Raw genomic sequence first — 16614 nt, 5'->3', positions numbered from 1 at the left:
GCCAGCGCGACCGAGCCCTGAACGTCAAGACGCATCGATGCCGGCGCGCAGCGCCGCGGCGAGGATGGCCTGGCGCAACACGTCATTGCGCACCAGCGGCCCGCCGATGCGCGTTCCGGAAAGAGCGCCCTTCACGCGGTCGCCGAAGAGCAGCATCGCCCTGTCGCGATCACGTTGGCGCGACATCCACACCAGGCCATCGGCATCCTTGCATTGGCGGTGCAGCGCCTCGGCCCATCGGGCGGTGTCCACATAGTCGCGTGCCGGGCTGGCGATGAGCTCCTCCTTTGGAATCTTGAGCCGGTGCAGCCCCTCGCTCGTGAGGTCCACGAGCAGAAGTTCGCGGCTGGGCAGGAGCTGGCCATGGCCGCGCTGCGCGAAAGTGTCGAGGTCCACGAACTTGTCGGGCGCGTCGATCGGCACCTCGTGGAAAACCGTCTCGAAGATCGCGCAGTCCAGGGTCGAACCGCCGTAGAGATAGGGCACCACCCGGTTCTTGGCATCACGGATGGGCGCGAATCGCGTGGGCTTGCGCAAAGCGCCAGCGCCATCCACGCCGGGGTTGAAGCTCTCGGGCGCAAAGGCCGTGTCGTGGATGACGTGGATCGGTGCGCCAGCCGGCCAGCGATCGAAAAGGGGGTCGAGAAGCAGTGCCGGCGCGCGGCAACTCAAGCCGCGACCTCTTCCGCGTCGCGCTGCGCCGCCTCGACCACGGCCTGCGGGTTCGATGCCAGCAGGTCGACGGGCCGCGCACTGCCGGGCAACCAGCCGTTGTTCGAGGTGAACCACAATGCGAGCTTCCAGGGCGCCCGGCGATCGCCGAAGGCTTCGAGCACGGCCTGCACCGCCTTGATCGGCTTGTGGTCCTCGAACTGGAAGGCGGGGTAGACGTCGCGCTCGCGCGCGCTCTTGTCCGGATGCGGCACGGCGAAGACCTGGCGGCGCTTGCGCCAGTTGTCCACCAACGCAGTGCGGCTGCTGGCCTGCGAGCGGTTGGCGTCGGCCAGTTGCTCGGCCGTGAAATGCCCGAACTCGTTCAGAACGCGCGCATGCCGCTTGGCGAGCCGCTGGGCCATCTCGCGGTCGATCGCGCTCGGCAGCACCATCTGCCCCGCCATGAAGTCGACCACGGCCTCGATGCGGCGCTCGCGGGCCTGGGCGGTTTTCTCGAGCAGCGCGCGCTCCAGCATCGGAAGGGAGGCCAGCAGCACCTTCGAGATCGCCTCGTCCTTGATCTCCAGCAGGAACTTGCGCGCGCCGCCCTTGCGAGCCGCGCGGGCAGCGGTATAGGGCTCCAGCGACAGCAGGTCGCCCTGCTGCAACCTGGCGGTGAGATCGGAACTGCTCATCATCGAGGCCTTGGTTGATCTGTTTGATCTCATTCTACAGGCTCCCATCAAATGGATCAAAACCAGCCAGGCCGAGGCGGCCCGCGGGGCGCTCAGGCGTAGCGTTCCAGGCCCAGGCCTTCCATGTCGATCTCGGGCGAACGGCCCGCGATGAGGTCGACCATGACCCGCCCCGTCCCCGCCGCCATGGTCCAGCCCAGCGTCCCATGGCCGGTCGCCAGCAGCAGCCCGGGGATCGGCGTGGCGCCGAGCAGCGGCGTGCCGTCGGGCGTCATGGGCCGCAGGCCGGTCCAGAACTCCGCCCCTTCGACGCTGCCGCCCCCCGGGAACAGATCGGTGACCACGTGCTCCAGCGTGTCGCGCCGGCGGTCGTTGAGGCGCAGGTCGTAGCCCGACAGCTGTGCCGTGCCGCCCACGCGGATGCGCTCGCCCAGGCGCGTCACCGCGACCTTGAAGGTCTCGTCCATCACGGTGGACTCGGGCGCCATCGCGGCATCGGTGATCGGCACGGTGATCGAAAAGCCCTTGACCGGGTACACCGGCAGGCGGATGTCCAGCGGCTTCAGCAGCCGCGGCGAATAGCTGCCCAGCGCGAGCACATAGCGATCGGCGCGGAAGGGGCCGGCATCGGTATGGACCGCGGCCACGCCCTCGGCATCGCGCGCGATGTCGGTGATGGTCACGCCGAAGCGGAAGCGCACGCCCGCGGCCTCGGCCAGCCGTGCCAGGCTCTGGGTGAACTTGAAGCAGTCGCCGGTCTCGTCGCCCGGCAGGCGCAGGCCGCCCACGAACTTGTGCCGCACGGCGGCCAGCGCCGGCTCGTACTGCACGCAGCCCTCGCGGTCCAGCAGCTGGTAGGGCACGCCGTAGGCCTTGAGGATCTCGATGTCCTTGCCGGTGCCGTCGAGCTGCTTCTGCGTGCGGAACAGCTGCAGCGTGCCCAGCGAGCGCTCGTCGTAGCGGATGCCGGTGTCGGCGCGCAGCTGCTGCAGGCAATCGCGGCTGTACTCGGCCAGGCGCACCATGCGGCTCTTGTTGATCTCGTAGCGCGCCTGCGTGCAGTTGCACAGCATCGCGATGCCCCAGCGCCACATGGCGGGATCGAACATGGGCCGGATCACCAGCGGGCTGTGGCGCATCAGCAGCCACTTGACGGCCTTCATCGGCACCCCGGGCCCGGCCCAGGGCGCCGAATAGCCGGGCGAAACCTCGCCGGCATTGGCGTAGCTGGTCTCGAGCGCCGGCGCGTCCTGGCGGTCGACTACCGTGACCTCGTGGCCGGCCTTGGCGAGGTAGTACGCCACCGTGGTGCCGATGACGCCGCTGCCGAGGATCAGGACATGCATGCCGCTCCTTTGGAAATCACGCGCTTCATTTCAAACCCAGCGCCGCGAGCAACTCCTGTGCCGAGAGCGCATGCGGCCGCTCCGGCCAGGCTTCCACCAGCTCCACCATCTTCGCGCTCATCGGCGCGCGGGCGCCGTTGGAGCGCGCGAGCCGCACCACCTCGCCGCACAACGCATCGATCTCGGTGCGGCGGCCCAGCGCCAGATCGTCCGCCATGCTGGAGCGCGCCTTGTCGTCGATGCGCAGCATGCGCGCTGCGATCACGCGGAACACCGGGTTCGGCAGCCGCAGGATCACGGGCATGCGGCGCGGCGGCACGGCCGCCAGCTGCGCCGGCTTGATGTGGGCCCATGACAGCGCCTCCAGCGCCTCGTCCATCAGGGCTGCGAGGCAGCGGCGGTAGCCGCGGTCCATCAGCTGCCGGCGCAGCGGCAGGCCGGACAGTGCATTGACGGGGTTGTTGAGGTTGAGCAGCAGCTTGCCCCACTGCACCGGCAGCATGTTCTTGTGCCGGTCGATCGGCACCCCCGCGCGCTCGAACACGGCCAGCCAGGGCCGCAGCACCGCGTCGTCCTGCACGGCCAGGCGGCCGGTGGTGCCGCGATGGAAGGCGCCCGGACCGATCTCCGCGACGTTGTACGGCACCATGCCCGGCAGCACCTGCAGGGTCGGCGCCACGTGCGCCGCCGTGCTCGCATTCGACACGCCGTTCTGCAGCGAGATCACCGGCGTGCGCGCCGGCAGCACCGCGCCGAGCTCGGCCGCAGCCTGCGCGGTGGCGCCGCTCTTCACGGTCAGCAGCACCAGGCCCGGCCGCACGCCGGGCGGGATGCGCTCGGCCACCTGAAGCGTGCCGGGCGGCATGTAGCGCTCGCCGTCATCCAGATCGCTGAGCCGCAGCCCGTGCCGCTCCAGCGGCTCGAGCACACGCGGACGGCCGACGAAGAGCACGCGCACGCCCTCGGAGGCCAGGCTGCCGCCGATGTAGCAGCCGATGGCGCCCGCGCCCATTACCAGCACGTCGACGGGGAGCGCCTCCTCAGCCATGGCCGTCGGCGCCGGGCCGCGTGCGGTCGCGCCCCTCGAAGTCGACCGGCTGTGCGGGCGCGGCCGCCAGGGCGGCGCCCGCGCCCAGCGCGGCGGTGAAGATCGGCAATGACCGGAAAGCCCCTTCCATCCGCGCGACTATGGCACGGACGGACCCGCCTGGGCAGGGTGTCAGACCCGCTGGGCGACCCAGTCCTGCACCGAGGCGAGCGCCTTGGGAAGCCCGGCCGCATCGGTGCCGCCGGCCATCGCCAGGTCGGGCTTGCCGCCGCCCTTGCCGCCGACCTGCTGGGCCACGAAGTTGACCAGCTCGCCTGCCTTGAGCTTGCCCATGCTGTCGGCCGTGACGCCGGCGGCCAGCTGGACCTTGCCGCCGTCGACCGCCGCCAGCACGATGGCCGCGGTCTTGAGCTTGTCCTTGAGCTTGTCCATGGTCTCGCGCAGCGTCTTGGCATCGGCGCCGTCCAGCTTGGCGGCCAGCACCTTGATGCCCTTGATCTCGACCGCCTGGGCCAGCAGCTCGTCGCCCTTGGACGAGGCCAGCTTGCCCTTGAGCGCGCCGACCTCGCGCTCCAGCGCGCGCACCTGCTCCAGCACCTGCACCAGGCGCGGCTGCACCTCGGGCACCGGCGTCTTGAGCGTGGCGGCCACGCTGTTCACCGTGGCCTCGAGCGCCTGCAGGTAGGCCAGCGCGTTGGCGCCGGTCACGGCCTCGATGCGGCGCACGCCGGCGGCCACGCCGCCCTCGCTCACGATCTTGAAGAGGCCGATGTCGCCGGTGCGCGTCACGTGGGTGCCACCGCACAGCTCGCGGCTCGTGCCGATGTCGAGCACGCGCACGGTCTCGCCGTACTTCTCACCGAAGAGCATCACGGCGCCGGTCTTCTGGGCCGACTCCATGTCCATCAGGCGCGCCTGCGTGGCCTGGTTGGCCAGGATCTCGGCATTGACGCGGCGCTCGATCTCGAGCACTTGCGCAGGCGTCACCGGCGCGTTGTGCGCGAAGTCGAAGCGGGTCTTGTCGGCATCGACCAGCGAGCCCTTCTGCTGCACGTGCGTGCCCAGCACCTCGCGCAGGGCCTTGTGCATCAGGTGGGTCACGCTGTGGTTGCGCATGGTGGCGGCGCGCAGTGCCGTGTCGACGCGCGCCGTGACCGTGTCGCCCACCTTGAGCGTGCCTTGCGTCTGCGTGCCGTGGTGGCCATAGACGTCGGCCTTGATCCTCTGCGTGTCGTCGATGCCGAACTGCAGGCCCTCGGCCACCAGCACGCCCTGGTCGCCGACCTGGCCGCCGCTCTCGGCGTAGAAGGGCGTGGTGTCGAGCACCACGATGCCGGGCTGGCCTTCCTTCAGCTCCTGCACCGGCGCGCCTTCGAAGTACAGCGCCAGCACGCGCGCCTGTTCCTCCAGATGCTCGTAGCCGGTGAAGGCATTGGCCGCGCCCGCGTAGTCCACGGCGCGGTCCATCTTGAACTTGCCGGCGGCGCGGCCGGCAGCCTTCTGCTTTTCCATCGCGGCATCGAAGCCCGCGGCATCGACCTCCACGCCGCGCTCGCGGCAGACGTCGGCCGAGAGGTCGAGCGGGAAGCCGTAGGTGTCGTGCAGCTTGAAGGCCACCTCGCCCGGCAGCACCTTGGCATCGCCGGCCAGGGCCGCGTCGAGGATCTCCATGCCGTTGGCGAGCGTCTCGAAGAAGCGCTCCTCCTCGGCCTTCAGCGTCTCGGTGATGCGCTGCTCGTCGGCCACCAGCTTGGGGTAGGCCTCGCCCATCAGCGCCACCAGGTCGGGCACCAGCTTGTGAAAGAAGGGCTTCTTCTGACCGAGCTTGTAGCCATGGCGGATGGCGCGGCGCACGATGCGGCGTTGCACGTAGCCTCGGCCCTCGTTGGAGGGGATCACGCCGTCGGCCACCAGGAAGGCGGTGGCGCGGATGTGGTCGGCGATCACGCGCAAGCTCTTGTTGTGCAGGTCCTTCTCGCCGGTCTCGCGCGAGGCGGCCTTGATGAGCCGGTCGAACAGGTCGATCTCGTAGTTGCTGTGCACATGCTGCAGGATCGCGGCCAGGCGCTCCAGGCCCATGCCGGTGTCGACGCAGGGCGCCGGCAGCGGCTTCACGCTGCCGTCGGGCTGCATGTCGAACTGCATGAACACGTTGTTCCAGATCTCGATGTAGCGGTCGCCGTCTTCATCGGGCGAGCCGGGCGGGCCGCCGGCGATCCCGGGGCCGTGGTCGTAGAAGATCTCGGAGCACGGGCCGCAGGGGCCGGTGTCGGCCATCATCCAGAAGTTGTCGGACATGTAGCGCCCGCCCTTGTTGTCGCCGATGCGCACCACGCGCTCGGGCGGCAGGCCGATGACCTTGGTCCAGATGTCGTAGGCCTCGTCGTCCTCCTGGTAGACGGTGGCCCAGAGGCGCTCGGCCGGCAGCTTGTAGACCTGCGTCAGCAGCTCGAAGGCCCAGCTGAGCGACTCGCGCTTGAAGTAGTCGCCGAAGCTCCAGTTGCCCAGCATCTCGAAGAAGGTGTGGTGGCGCGCGGTGTAGCCCACGTTCTCCAGGTCGTTGTGCTTGCCGCCGGCACGCAGGCAGGCCTGCACGGAGGTGGCGCGCACGTAGGGGCGCTTGTCGGTGCCGAGGAACACGTCCTTGAACTGCACCATGCCGGAATTGGTGAACATCAGGGTCGGGTCGTTGCCCGGCACCAGCGAGCTCGACGGCACCACGGTGTGACCCTTGGAGGCGAAGAAATCGAGGAAGGACTTGCGGATGTCCGCGACGCTGAAGGTGGGCTGGCTCATCTTGGATTGGAGTGCTGAGAGAGGCGGCCGGCTGCGGGCAGCCCTGCATCGAACCCACCTGACTACTTGATCTGCTGAGCTGTCGATTATAGGTTTGGCCCTGCCCTCGCCGCCCCCGCGGCCATGCGGGGCGCCTTTGCCGAAAAGCCGCGCCCATGCGACCCTTGCGCCCATGACCCCGCGCCTGCTCGCCGACGCCGTGCTCCTGCTGCACGGGCTCTTCATCGTCTTTGTCGTCGCCGGCGGCGCGCTGGTGTGGCGCTGGCCGCGCGTGGCCTGGCTGCACCTGCCGGCTGTCGCCTGGGCAGCCTGGATCTCCTGGGCGGGCGGGGTCTGCCCGCTGACGCCGCTGGAGAACACGCTGCGCCGCGAGGCCGGCCAGGCCGGCTACGAGGGCGGCTTCGTCCAGCATTACCTGCCCGGCCTGATCTATCCCGAGGGCTTCACGCGCGAACTGGAGATCGGCGTGGGCGTCTTCGTCACGCTGCTGAACGTGGGCGTCTATGCACTGCTGGTGCGGCGGCGACATCGCCAGGCCGGGCGCCCCTGATTCCGGCGCCCGGGGAAGCGCTCAGGTTCCGATCACGCCGCCGTCGTTCTTGGTGATGACCACCGTCGCCGAGCGCGGCCGGCCGGCGCCATCCGGCCACTTCGAGATCGCCAGCGGCTTCTCGGGGTCGCTGCGCTCGTTGGCCGGCTCGCCGGGATGCTGGATGTTGATGAACAGCGACTTCAGGTCCGGCGTGGCCGTGAGCCCGGTGACCTCGCAGCCGGCCGGGCCGAGCAGGAAGCGGCAGATCTCGCCCTTGGTGGGATCGCAGGCCAGCATCTGGTTGTTGGGCAGGTTGACGTACTCGCCCTTGCCCAGCGTCGAGGTCGAAACGTCGGTCTGGATCCACAGCACGCCGCGCGCGTCGACCAGCAGGCCGTCGGGGCTGCCGAAGGTGTCGCCCTTGATGTTGCCCTGCGCCTCGTAGCGGCTCTGCTTCGGATCGCCGGCCAGCACGAGGTGGTTCCAAGCGAATCGGGTGGCGTCGAGGTCGCCCGTTTCCTTCCAGCGGATGATCTGGCCCATGGTGTTGTTGGAGCGCGGATTGGCCGCGTCCATGAAGGCCTGGCCTTGGCCGCCGCGGTTGCTGTTGTTGGTCAGCGTGCAGTAGACCTCCTTCGTGATCGGGTCCACCGTGGTCCACTCCGGGCGGTCCATCTTGGTGGCACCCAGCGCATCGCTGGCCTGGCGCGACTTGATCAGCACGTCGCCCTGGTTCGCGAAGCCCTTGTCCACCGTCAGCGGGCCCTGGCCCTGCACCAGCGGCATCCATTCGCCGGTGCCGTCGACGTCGAAGCGCGCGACGTACAGCGTGCCGTGGTCCAGCAGCTCGCGGTTGGCCGCGAAGCCGCCCGGCTTGACGCGGTCGCGGCTGACGAACTTGTAGATGTACTCGAAGCGCGAGTCCTCGCCCATGTAGACCACCGCCCGGCCGTCGGCCGTGAGCGCGGTGGCCGCGCCCTCGTGCGCGGCGCGGCCGAGGGCGCTGCGCTTGATGGGCGTGGACGCCGGGTCCTGCGGATCGATCTCGACCACCCAGCCGTAGCGGTTGGATTCGTTGGGATGCTTCGCCACGCTGAAGCGCTCGTCGTGCTCGTGCCAGCGGTACTTGGCGCCGTTGCCCTTGCGGATGCCCCAGCGGCGCTGGTGCGCATCGGGGTTGTCGACGCCCTCGAAGTAGTCGGCGAAGTTCTCCTCGCAGGCGAGGTAGGTGCCCCAGGGCGTGTGGCCGTTGGCACAGTTGTTGTAGGTGCCCAGGATGCGCGTGCCGGTCGGGTCGCCGGCGGTGCGCAGCATCGGGTGGCCGGCGGCCGGGCCCGTCAGGGTCATCGGCGTGAGCGCCGTGATGCGGCGCGCGAACTTCGAAGGCGCGACCTGCTTCCAGCCGCTGCCCTCGCGCTGGATCTCGATCACCGAGACGCCATGCGCGTTCATGGACTTGCGCACCTTCTCGGCGCTCCAGGTCTTCATGCCGTCGGTGTGCAGCAGGCCGTCGTCGACGTACTCGTGGTTCATCACCAGCAGGCCGCGCTGCGAGGAGCCCTCGGTGGGGAAGAAGGCCATGCCGTCGTGGTGCATGCCGGCCTGCAGCGCCTGCTCGGCCGCGGTGTTGGAGGCGTCCGCGTTGAAGGCCGGCATCTGGCCCGCCACGCCCACGGCATCGCCCCAGCGGTACAGCACCTGGGCGCTGTAGCCCTCGGGCACCACGATGCGGTCGACCGCCGCCATCGGCACGCTCTTGAAGCCGATGCCGCGGCCCAGCGAGGCCGCGTTGCCGCTGCCGGTGGTGGCGCAGCCCGCGAGCGCGCCGGCGGCCAGCGGCCCGAACAGCCCGGCCACGGTGGCCGCCAGTCCGCCGCGCACGAATACCCGACGGGCGGGGTCGGAAACCTCATGGATGGTGGGATTGGCGCTCCGGTTGGAGTCCTCCATGCAGTCGAAGTCTTTGGCCATTCTTGTGAACTCTCGTCAAGTGGGGGGCAAGCCCTCCATGTTCGACGAGCCGCATGAAGGCACCGTGACATCGGTGTAAGGTGGCGCGATGCCGGCTTACGACACCACGCACTGGGTCATCGACGACCTGGACTTCTCGCGCATCTCGCTCGACGCAGTACGACCCGACGAGACCCACTTCTACCTGGCCTGCTCCGCCTCCTTCATCGAGAGCGGTTCGGACCTCTACACGAGCAACCTGATCGACTTTTTCGAGGGCGACGACGAGGTCATCACCTGGCTGCGCGAGCACTGGGAGCCCGAGGAACTGCAGCACGGCAAGGCACTGCGGGCCTATGTGGCGCACGTCTGGCCGGAGTTCGACTGGGAGCCCGCCTACCGCAGCTTCCTCGAGGAATACACGACCTACTGCAAGGTAGAACTGCTGGCGCCCAGCCGCGGCCTCGAGATGTCGGCGCGCTGCGTGGTCGAGACCGGCACCGCCACCTACTACCGGGCGCTGGCCCGCAGCACGAGCGAGCCGGTCTTTATCGATCTCGCGACCCGCATCGCCAACGACGAGATCAGCCACTACAAGCATTTCTACCGCTTCTTCCGCCGCTACCGCGAGGAGGAAGGCCTGGGCCGCCTGCGCGTGCTGGGCACGCTGGCGCGGCGCACCTGGGAGCTCAAGAGCGAAGATGCCGACTGCGCGATTCGCCACATCGCGAAGACCCGCGCGCCCGAGCGCGCCGAGGATGCGCGCTACCTGCGCGAGATGGGCAGCCGCATGAGCCGCACCGTGAGCCGCAACCTCAGTCCGGGCGCCACGCTCAAGATGCTGATGCGGCCGCTGGAGCTGCCGGAGCCGCTGCGGGTGGCGCTGCAGTTCCCCATCGAGCAGTTCATGACGCGGGTGTTCCTGCGCTGAGAGCGCTGGCCCCGCCGGCCGGCTCGATGTTCAGGTTCATGCGGAACAGGTTGCCCGGGTCGAAGCGCCGCTTGAGCTGCTGCAGGCGCGGGTAGTTCATGCCGTAGCTCGCCTCCACGCGCCCGGCCTCGTCCTCGGTCAGGAAGTTCACGTAGCCGCTGCCGGTGGCGTGCGGCGCGACATCCTGGAACACCTGCCGCGCCCAGGCGCGCACCGCCGCGTCGTCGCGCGCATCGGACCAGCGGCCGTGCACGTTCATGATGTAGCGCGCATCGCGGCCGACGAAGGCGGTTGCCGACGGGGCCGCCCGCTCCATCGCGCCACCGAGCTGCGCGATGAAGATCTCGCACTCCGGCCCCGGCAGCCGCCCGGCGGCCTCGATCATCAGGTCGAGCGCCGCGTCGCCGAGCGCGCTGAAGTTGTTCGACTTCCAGTAGTTGCGCGCGCCCGGCGCGAGCAGCGGATCGAAGGCGGACTGGAAGCCGGCGTAGGGCGTCGGCCCCAGCGCGACGCCGAGCGGATCGCCGAACTGCGTCACCGGCGCCGCAGCCCGCTCGCCCTCCTCCACCCCGCCGCTGTAGACCAGCGGAAAGATCACCACCTCGGTGCCGTGCACCTCGGCCGGCAGAAAAGGCAACGGCGGCGCCTTGCGCAGCACCGTCCAGACGGTTAGCTCGTCGGGCGCGCCCGCCGTGAAGTCGCGCCAGGCGCGCAGCACCTGGCGGGCCTGCGCGAAGGGGTACACGACCAGCCCGGCGTAAAGCTCGGGCCCGACCGGGTGCAGCCGAAACTCGAAAGAGGTCACCACGCCGAAGTTGCCGCCGCCGCCACGCAGCGCCCAGAACAGCTCCGGCTCCGAGTCGGCGGAAGCCGTGCGCAGCGAACCGTCGGCCATCACCACCGTAGCGCTCAGCAGGTTGTCGATGCTCATGCCGTGGCGGCGCGTCAGCCAGCCGAAGCCGCCGCCGAGCGTGAGCCCGGCCACCCCGGTGGTGGAATTGATCCCGAGCGGCGTGGCCAGCCCGTGCGCCCGCGCCTCGCGATCCAGGTCGCCCAGCAGCGCGCCCGCGGCGACGTGCGCGGTGCGCTTCATCGCGTCGATGCGGATCGAGCGCATGCCCGACAGGTCGATTATCAGTCCCCCCTCTGCGACCGCGTTGCCGGCGATGTGATGGCCGCCGCCGCGCACGCTCAGCAGCATCCGCTGCGCCGCGGCGAAGCGCGCCGCGGCCTGCACGTCGGCGTCCGTCAGGCAGCGCGCAATCAGCGCCGGTCGGCGGTCGACCGTGCCGTTCCAGACCTTTCGCGCCGTGTCGTAGTCGGCATCTGCGGCGCTGAGCACGCCGCCGCTGACCTGCGCCGCGAAAGCGTCGAGCTCGGCGGGCCGGGCTTGCCGGACATCCTTGTCCAGCGTAAGGTAAGTCACAGAGTGCATGTCGTGCTCCAGGAGGACGTGGTGAGGAAGGGGTGCATTCATTCTTCCGGCCTGCCTGCGGCGATGCTTGATTTCGCGTCGCGCGTGCTTGCTCGCGCGTCCGGGGCATGAGCCTGGACACCTTGTCGGACGTGCTGCGCAGCGTGCGCCTGCGCGGCGCGGTCTTCTTCCACATCAGCGGCCACAGCGACTGGGCGGCCGAGGCGCCCCCGGCGCGGGAGATCGCGCCGCTCCTGATGCCCGGCGTCGAGCACGTGGTGGAGTACCACGCCGTCACCCAGGGCACCTGCTGGGCGGGCATCCCCGGCGGGCCGTTCGCGCAGCTGTCCGCGGGCGACGTCGTGATGTTCCCGCACGGCGACGCGCACGTGGTGTCGAGCGCGCCCGGGCTGCGCGGCAGCAGCGACCTGAGCTGGTTCGGCAGCGCGCGCATCGAGCAGCTGCCGCTGCGCGTCGCCTACGACGGCCGCAATGTGCAGCTCGAGACCACGCCGGACTCCGCCAGCGACGCCACCATCGTCTGCGGCTTCCTCGGCTGCGACATGCAGCCCTTCAACCCCCTGATCGCCGCGCTGCCGCGCATGCTGCACCTGCGCGCCAACGGCGAGGACGCCTGGATCGCGCAGTTCACCGAGCAGGCCGCGGCCGAATCGCGGGCCCACCGCCCCGGCGGCGAGGCCATGCTGGCGCGCATGAGCGAGATGATGTTCGTCGACGCCGTGCGCCGCTACGCCGATGCCCTGCCAGCGCAAAGCGCCGGCTGGCTCGCCGGCCTGCGCGACCGCTTTGTCGGCCGCTCCCTGGCGCTGATGCACGAGCAGCCGGCCGAGGACTGGACCCTCGACGAGCTCGGTCGGCGCATCGGCCTGTCGCGCTCCGCGCTGCACGAGCGCTTCGTCCAGCTGGTCGGCATTCCGCCCATGCAGTACCTGGCGCAGTGGCGCATGCAGGCTGCGGCGCGGCTGCTGCTGGAGACGCGCGCCACCGTCGCGGCGATCGCGCTCGATGTCGGCTACGACTCCGAGGCGGCTTTCGCGCGGGCCTTCAAGCGCCTGGTGGGCAGGCCGCCGGCGGCCTGGCGGCGGGAGCGCAGCAACCAGAAGTGATGTTTTCCTCAACGCCCAAGTCCAAGGAGTGCCCCATGACGCCGTACCGGATCTTCCTCGCTGCAGCCATGACCGCCCTCGCCTCCACCGCGGCTGTGGCCGCGCCGCCCGGGCCGGGCAAGAACCAGCTGGAACGCGGTCGCCACCTGATCCGCATCGCCGGATGCAACGACTGCCACACGCCCCGCTACGCACAGAAGAACGGCCAGGTCGACGAGAAGCTCTGGCTGACCGGCGACAGCCTGGGCTGGGCAGGCCCGTGGGGCACGACCTATGGGACCAACCTGCGCCTCATGATGGCCAGCATGACCGAGCGGCAGTGGCTGCACCATGCCCGCCACATGGAGCCGAGGCCGCCCATGCCCTGGTTCAACGTGCGCGCCATGAGCGATGCCGAGCTGAAGGCCATCTACGCCTACACCCGTTCTCTGGGGCCCGGCGGCGCACCGGCGCCTGCCTATGTGCCGCCGGGGCAGAAGGCGCAGGGGCCGGTGGTGCAGTTTCCGCAGTAGGGCGAGCTGCGCAAACTGCGGCGATGCGTGCCGGACACGCGCTAGAATTCGCGCCTGCTGCGGGTGTAGTTCAATGGTAGAACGGCAGCTTCCCAAGCTTCATACGAGGGTTCGATTCCCTTCACCCGCTCCATCTCTTGGTGCCCCGCGAGGCCGCCAAGCGCTCCCCAGGGAGCCCATTCGACCCCTCGAGCCTGCTGCCTCCCTGACCGCTAACGCGCCTTCGGCACCACGCCCCTCGCCTCGCTCGGCCCGCGCCCGATCATCACCCACGCGCTCAACGCGCTCAGCAGCGCCAGCCCCGCGCAGACCAGCATCACCCACCGAAAGCCCGCCACGAAGGACTCGGCCACTGCCTGCTTGAGCGCAGCCGCCGCAGCCGCATCGATGCCCGGCGGCAACTGCGCCCCCGCCAGCTTGCTGCGCTGCCCTTCGATAAAAGCACTGGCCTGCGCCGACGCTCCCGCCGCGCGCAAGCCCTCGGCCAGCACCGCATCGAAGACCCACGCCATCACCACGCCGAACACCGCAATCGCCAGCACCGAGGCCGCGCGCGACACCGCGTTGTTCACGCCCGAGGCGATGCCCGCCGCCTCTTCCCCGACCGCATTCATCACCGTCGTCGTGAGCGGCGCCACGGTGATGGTCATGCCGAACCCCAGCACCACCACCGCCGGCAGGAAGGCCGTCCAGTAGTTCGCGCCAACGCCCGGCACCGCGAACAACGCGAAGCCCGCCGCCGCGATGCTCGGCCCCCACCACCAGCGGCAGGCGCGGCCCGAAGCGGTCCACCAGCTGCCCGCCCGCGAGGCGCGAACATGATCAGGATGAAAGGCAGCAGCGCAGCGCCCGCCACGGTCGCCGAGTAGCCCTGCACCTGGATCAGGTTGAGCGGAAAGAAATACAGCCCACCCCCGAGCGCCGCATACAGCAGCAGCGTCAGCAGGTTGGCCCCGCCGAAATTGCCGATGCGCAGCAGCGACAAGGGCAGCATCGGCGATCGGACGCGCCGCTCCACCGCCACGAAGGCAATGCTGCTTCCGATGCCGATGGACAGCGCCGCCAGCACCGCCGCGGAGCGCCAGCCCTGCGTAGGCGCCTCGATGAAGGCATAGACGATGCCGGCCAGCGCCGCGGTCGCGAGCGCAGCGCCCCACACATCCAGTCCGCTGCCGGCGGAGCTGCCGCGGCTCTCCGGCACGTGGCGCCACGCGATCCACAGCACCGCCAGCGCCATCGGCACATTGACCAGGAAGGCCCAGGTCCACGAGTAATGGTCGACCAGGAAGCCGCCGAGCACCGGCCCCACGGCGGCGGTGATGCCGCTCGCGCCGGACCAGGTGCCGATGGCGCGGCCGCGCTCCTTCTTCTCGAAATTGGCGCTGATCAACGCCAGGCTGCCCGGCACCAGCAAGGCTCCGCCGATGCCCTGCACCGCGCGCGCCAGGATCAGCTGCTGCACCGTGCCCGCCAGCGCGCAGCCCGCCGAGGCCAGCGCGAAAAGCAGCACGCCGAGCGCGAAGATGCGGCGCCGTCCGAACAGGTCGCCCAGCGCGCCGCCGACCAGCAGCAGCGCAGCCAGGAACAACGCGTAGGACTCCACCACCCATTGCGCCTGGAAGGCCGTCGCGTCCAGTTCGCGCTGGATGGCGGGCAGCGCCACGTTGACCACGGTGCCGTCGATGAAGGCCATGCTCGAGCCGATGATGGCCGCGGCCAGCACCCAGGGCTTCGAGGACTGCGGGCACGCCGCGGCCTCGCAGCCATGCCGGATCAGGGCGTCGTCGCCCGGGGGCTTGCCGATCTGAGTCATTGGACAACCTCCGCCCTGCGGGCTGCGGTGCTATGAGCCTTCGGAGCGGCCGTGCGGCTCATTGGATAACCTCCGCCCTGCGGGCTACGGTGCAATGAGCCTTCGGAGCGGCCGTGCGACTCATTGGATAACCTCCTGCGCGTCCTCAGGCGATGCGGGTGCGCGGCTCGCGCGTGCGCAGCGTGCTGCACACCGCGGCCACGGCCGCGCAGGCAGCAGCCAGGCCCAGCGCAATGAAGGGCCCGCGGCCCGCGTGCGGAGGCCACACGCTGAAGATGCCGGCCAGCAGCACCGCGCCCAGGGTCTGGCCCGTGAGCCGCGCGGTGCCCAGCATGCCGCTGGCCGCGCCGCTGCGGTGCGCGGGCGGCGACGTCACGATGGTGTGGTTGTTGGGCGACTGGAACAGGCCGAAGCCCAGGCCGCACAGCGCCATGCGCCACACGATGTCGGCATTGCCCGGCTGCGCGGGCAGCGTGGCCAGCAGCACGAGGCCGAGCGACAGCAGGCTCAGGCCGATGCCGCCCAGCCAGCCGTCCGGGTAGCGGCCGATGAGGCGCCCCGCGATCGGCGCCATCACCACGATGGCCAGCGGCCAGGCGGTGATCAGCAGGCCGGCCTCCACGTGAGAGCGCCCGTAGGTTTCGAGCAGCAGGAAAGGCAGCGCGATGAAGGACAGCATCTGCGCGCAGAAGGCGGCCACCGAGGTGCCCATCGACAGCGCGAACACGGGGATGCGCAGCAGGTCCACCGGGAACAGCGGCACGGCCAGCGCACGCTGGCGCCGCAGGTAGACGACGCCCACCGCCAGCCCGGCCAGCAGCAGCAGCCACGCACCGGCCTGGGCGCCCTGCCCTGCGTCGCTGCGCACGCCCAGCCGGTCGGCGCCGACGAAGACCAGCGAGAACATCAGCACGTTGAGCAGCACGTCGACCCAGGAGAAGCGTTCCCCCGCGGCGACCGCCGTGCGCTCCACCGGCAGCGCGCGCCAGCCCAGCGCCAGCACCAGAAGGCCCAACGGCAGGTTGAGCGCGAACAGCCAGGGCCACGAAGCCACCGAAAGAATCGCAGCCGCCACCGAGGGCCCGGCGACCGAGGCACATGCCACCACCATCGAGTTGATCGCCATGCCGCGACCGAGTTGCGCACGCGGATAGACCAGCCGCACCAGCGCCGAATTGACGCTCATCAGGCCGGCGGCGCCCAAGCCCTGAAGGGCGCGCGCGGCGATGAGCGTGGCGAGCGAGTCGGCCAGCGTCGCCGCCAAGGAGGCCAAGGCGAAGAGCGCCATGCCCACCAGGTACACGCGCCGGTAGCCGACCAGATCGCCCAGCGAGGCCAGGGGCAGCAGCATCACCAGCGTCGCGATCTGGTAGGCATTGACCACCCAGATCGCATGCGCCGGATCGGCCTGGAGCTCGCGCGCGATGCCGGGCAGCGCCAGGTTGACGATGGTGCCGTCGAGCACGGCGACCATGATGCCCAAGATGATCACCAGCATCGCCCAGCGGCGCTGCGGCTGCGGCAGCCCGTCGGCGACGGGCGCCTGGGCGGGAGCGGCCGGCTGCGCGTGCAAGGAAGTCATCATCCGATTGTCGCCAAGGCCGCAATGGCGCGTGCGAGCGGAATGCAAGCTGCTGTGCTAGGCAGCCCGGCGACCTACCAACGTTGGTAGTTGCGGAAGGACGCCGACGAACGCCCAATGCTGCTGTTCGCATTGCTGTCACCAAACGCGGCTAAGTTGAATCCGCACCCAGAGGAGCACCACGACGAACCTGAAAGAACTGAGCCTGGCCACC

General features: G+C 70.1%; 14 protein-coding genes and 1 tRNA gene. 5 read left to right on the top strand and 10 right to left on the bottom strand.

Going from position 1 to position 16614, the window contains the following annotated elements; translation table 11 throughout:
- Positions 1-24: 24 nt before the first annotated feature.
- The 5 genes from GXN78_RS27430 to alaS all read right to left on the bottom strand — a co-directional run bounded on the left by GXN78_RS27430 (position 25) and on the right by alaS (position 6539).
- Complete coding sequence (locus tag GXN78_RS27430; RefSeq protein ID WP_106554717.1) at positions 25-672, bottom strand: RES family NAD+ phosphorylase; 648 nt, start codon at positions 670-672, stop codon at positions 25-27.
- Positions 669-1349, bottom strand: coding sequence for a hypothetical protein (locus GXN78_RS27425; protein WP_106554778.1), 681 nt, complete (start codon positions 1347-1349; stop codon positions 669-671). Before GXN78_RS27425 ends, GXN78_RS27430 begins: the two co-directional genes overlap by 4 nt.
- 92 nt (positions 1350-1441) lie before the next feature.
- Positions 1442-2695, bottom strand: coding sequence for a D-amino acid dehydrogenase (locus tag GXN78_RS27420; protein WP_106554718.1), 1254 nt, complete (start codon positions 2693-2695; stop codon positions 1442-1444).
- Between the two features lie 25 nt (positions 2696-2720).
- Complete coding sequence (locus GXN78_RS27415) at positions 2721-3743, bottom strand: 2-dehydropantoate 2-reductase (RefSeq protein WP_106554719.1); 1023 nt, start codon at positions 3741-3743, stop codon at positions 2721-2723.
- A gap of 171 nt (positions 3744-3914) precedes the next feature.
- A complete protein-coding gene (alaS, locus tag GXN78_RS27410) occupies positions 3915-6539 on the bottom strand; it encodes an alanine--tRNA ligase (RefSeq protein WP_106554720.1) in 2625 nt (874 codons plus the stop codon).
- A gap of 172 nt (positions 6540-6711) precedes the next feature.
- On the opposite strand from alaS, the gene GXN78_RS27405 reads away from it, so the two are divergent.
- A complete protein-coding gene (locus GXN78_RS27405; protein WP_106554721.1) occupies positions 6712-7089 on the top strand; it encodes a DUF2784 domain-containing protein in 378 nt (125 codons plus the stop codon).
- A 21-nt stretch (positions 7090-7110) separates the two neighbouring features.
- Here GXN78_RS27405 and GXN78_RS27400 read toward each other — a convergent pair whose 3' ends face one another.
- The gene (locus tag GXN78_RS27400) at positions 7111-9042 is read right to left on the bottom strand and encodes a PhoX family phosphatase (RefSeq protein ID WP_106554722.1); all 1932 of its coding nucleotides are present in this window, start codon (positions 9040-9042) and stop codon (positions 7111-7113) included.
- An 88-nt stretch (positions 9043-9130) separates the two neighbouring features.
- Here GXN78_RS27400 and GXN78_RS27395 point away from each other — a divergent pair, with 88 nt between their 5' ends.
- Entirely contained in the window at positions 9131-9952 is an 822-nt protein-coding gene (locus tag GXN78_RS27395; protein WP_106554723.1) for a ferritin-like domain-containing protein, read from the top strand.
- Here the strand turns inward: GXN78_RS27395 and GXN78_RS27390 are convergent.
- Positions 9927-11387: an FAD-binding oxidoreductase gene (locus tag GXN78_RS27390; protein ID WP_106554724.1), complete on the bottom strand. Its 1461-nt coding sequence runs from the start codon at positions 11385-11387 to the stop codon at positions 9927-9929. The two genes, GXN78_RS27395 and GXN78_RS27390, sit on opposite strands and share 26 nt — an antisense overlap.
- Before the next feature lie 107 nt (positions 11388-11494).
- On the opposite strand from GXN78_RS27390, the gene GXN78_RS27385 reads away from it, so the two are divergent.
- The 3 genes from GXN78_RS27385 (at position 11495) to GXN78_RS27375 (ending at position 13138) form a co-directional block, all read left to right on the top strand.
- Positions 11495-12493 carry an AraC family transcriptional regulator gene (locus tag GXN78_RS27385; RefSeq protein WP_106554725.1) on the top strand — a complete coding sequence of 333 codons (999 nt, stop codon included), beginning with the start codon at positions 11495-11497 and terminating at the stop codon, positions 12491-12493.
- A gap of 35 nt (positions 12494-12528) precedes the next feature.
- The gene (locus tag GXN78_RS27380; protein ID WP_106554726.1) at positions 12529-13005 is read left to right on the top strand and encodes a c-type cytochrome; all 477 of its coding nucleotides are present in this window, start codon (positions 12529-12531) and stop codon (positions 13003-13005) included.
- Between the two features lie 59 nt (positions 13006-13064).
- Positions 13065-13138, top strand: a tRNA-Gly gene (locus tag GXN78_RS27375).
- Between the two features lie 79 nt (positions 13139-13217).
- Here the strand turns inward: GXN78_RS27375 and GXN78_RS42265 are convergent.
- The 3 genes from GXN78_RS42265 to GXN78_RS27365 form a co-directional block, all read right to left on the bottom strand.
- Positions 13218-13655: a hypothetical protein gene (locus tag GXN78_RS42265; protein ID WP_343231034.1), complete on the bottom strand. Its 438-nt coding sequence runs from the start codon at positions 13653-13655 to the stop codon at positions 13218-13220.
- Complete coding sequence (locus tag GXN78_RS27370) at positions 13652-14818, bottom strand: MFS transporter (protein WP_343231033.1); 1167 nt, start codon at positions 14816-14818, stop codon at positions 13652-13654. Before GXN78_RS27370 ends, GXN78_RS42265 begins: the two co-directional genes overlap by 4 nt.
- 145 nt (positions 14819-14963) lie before the next feature.
- Entirely contained in the window at positions 14964-16400 is a 1437-nt protein-coding gene (locus GXN78_RS27365) for an MFS transporter (protein ID WP_106554779.1), read from the bottom strand.
- Positions 16401-16614 lie beyond the last annotated feature (214 nt).

The sequence above is a fragment of the Variovorax sp. WS11 genome (assembly GCF_010499245.1).
In the GTDB taxonomy this organism is placed as follows: domain Bacteria; phylum Pseudomonadota; class Gammaproteobacteria; order Burkholderiales; family Burkholderiaceae_C; genus Variovorax.
Note: the sequence above shows the minus strand (reverse complement) of the source record. Positions and strands in the feature narration are given on the sequence as shown.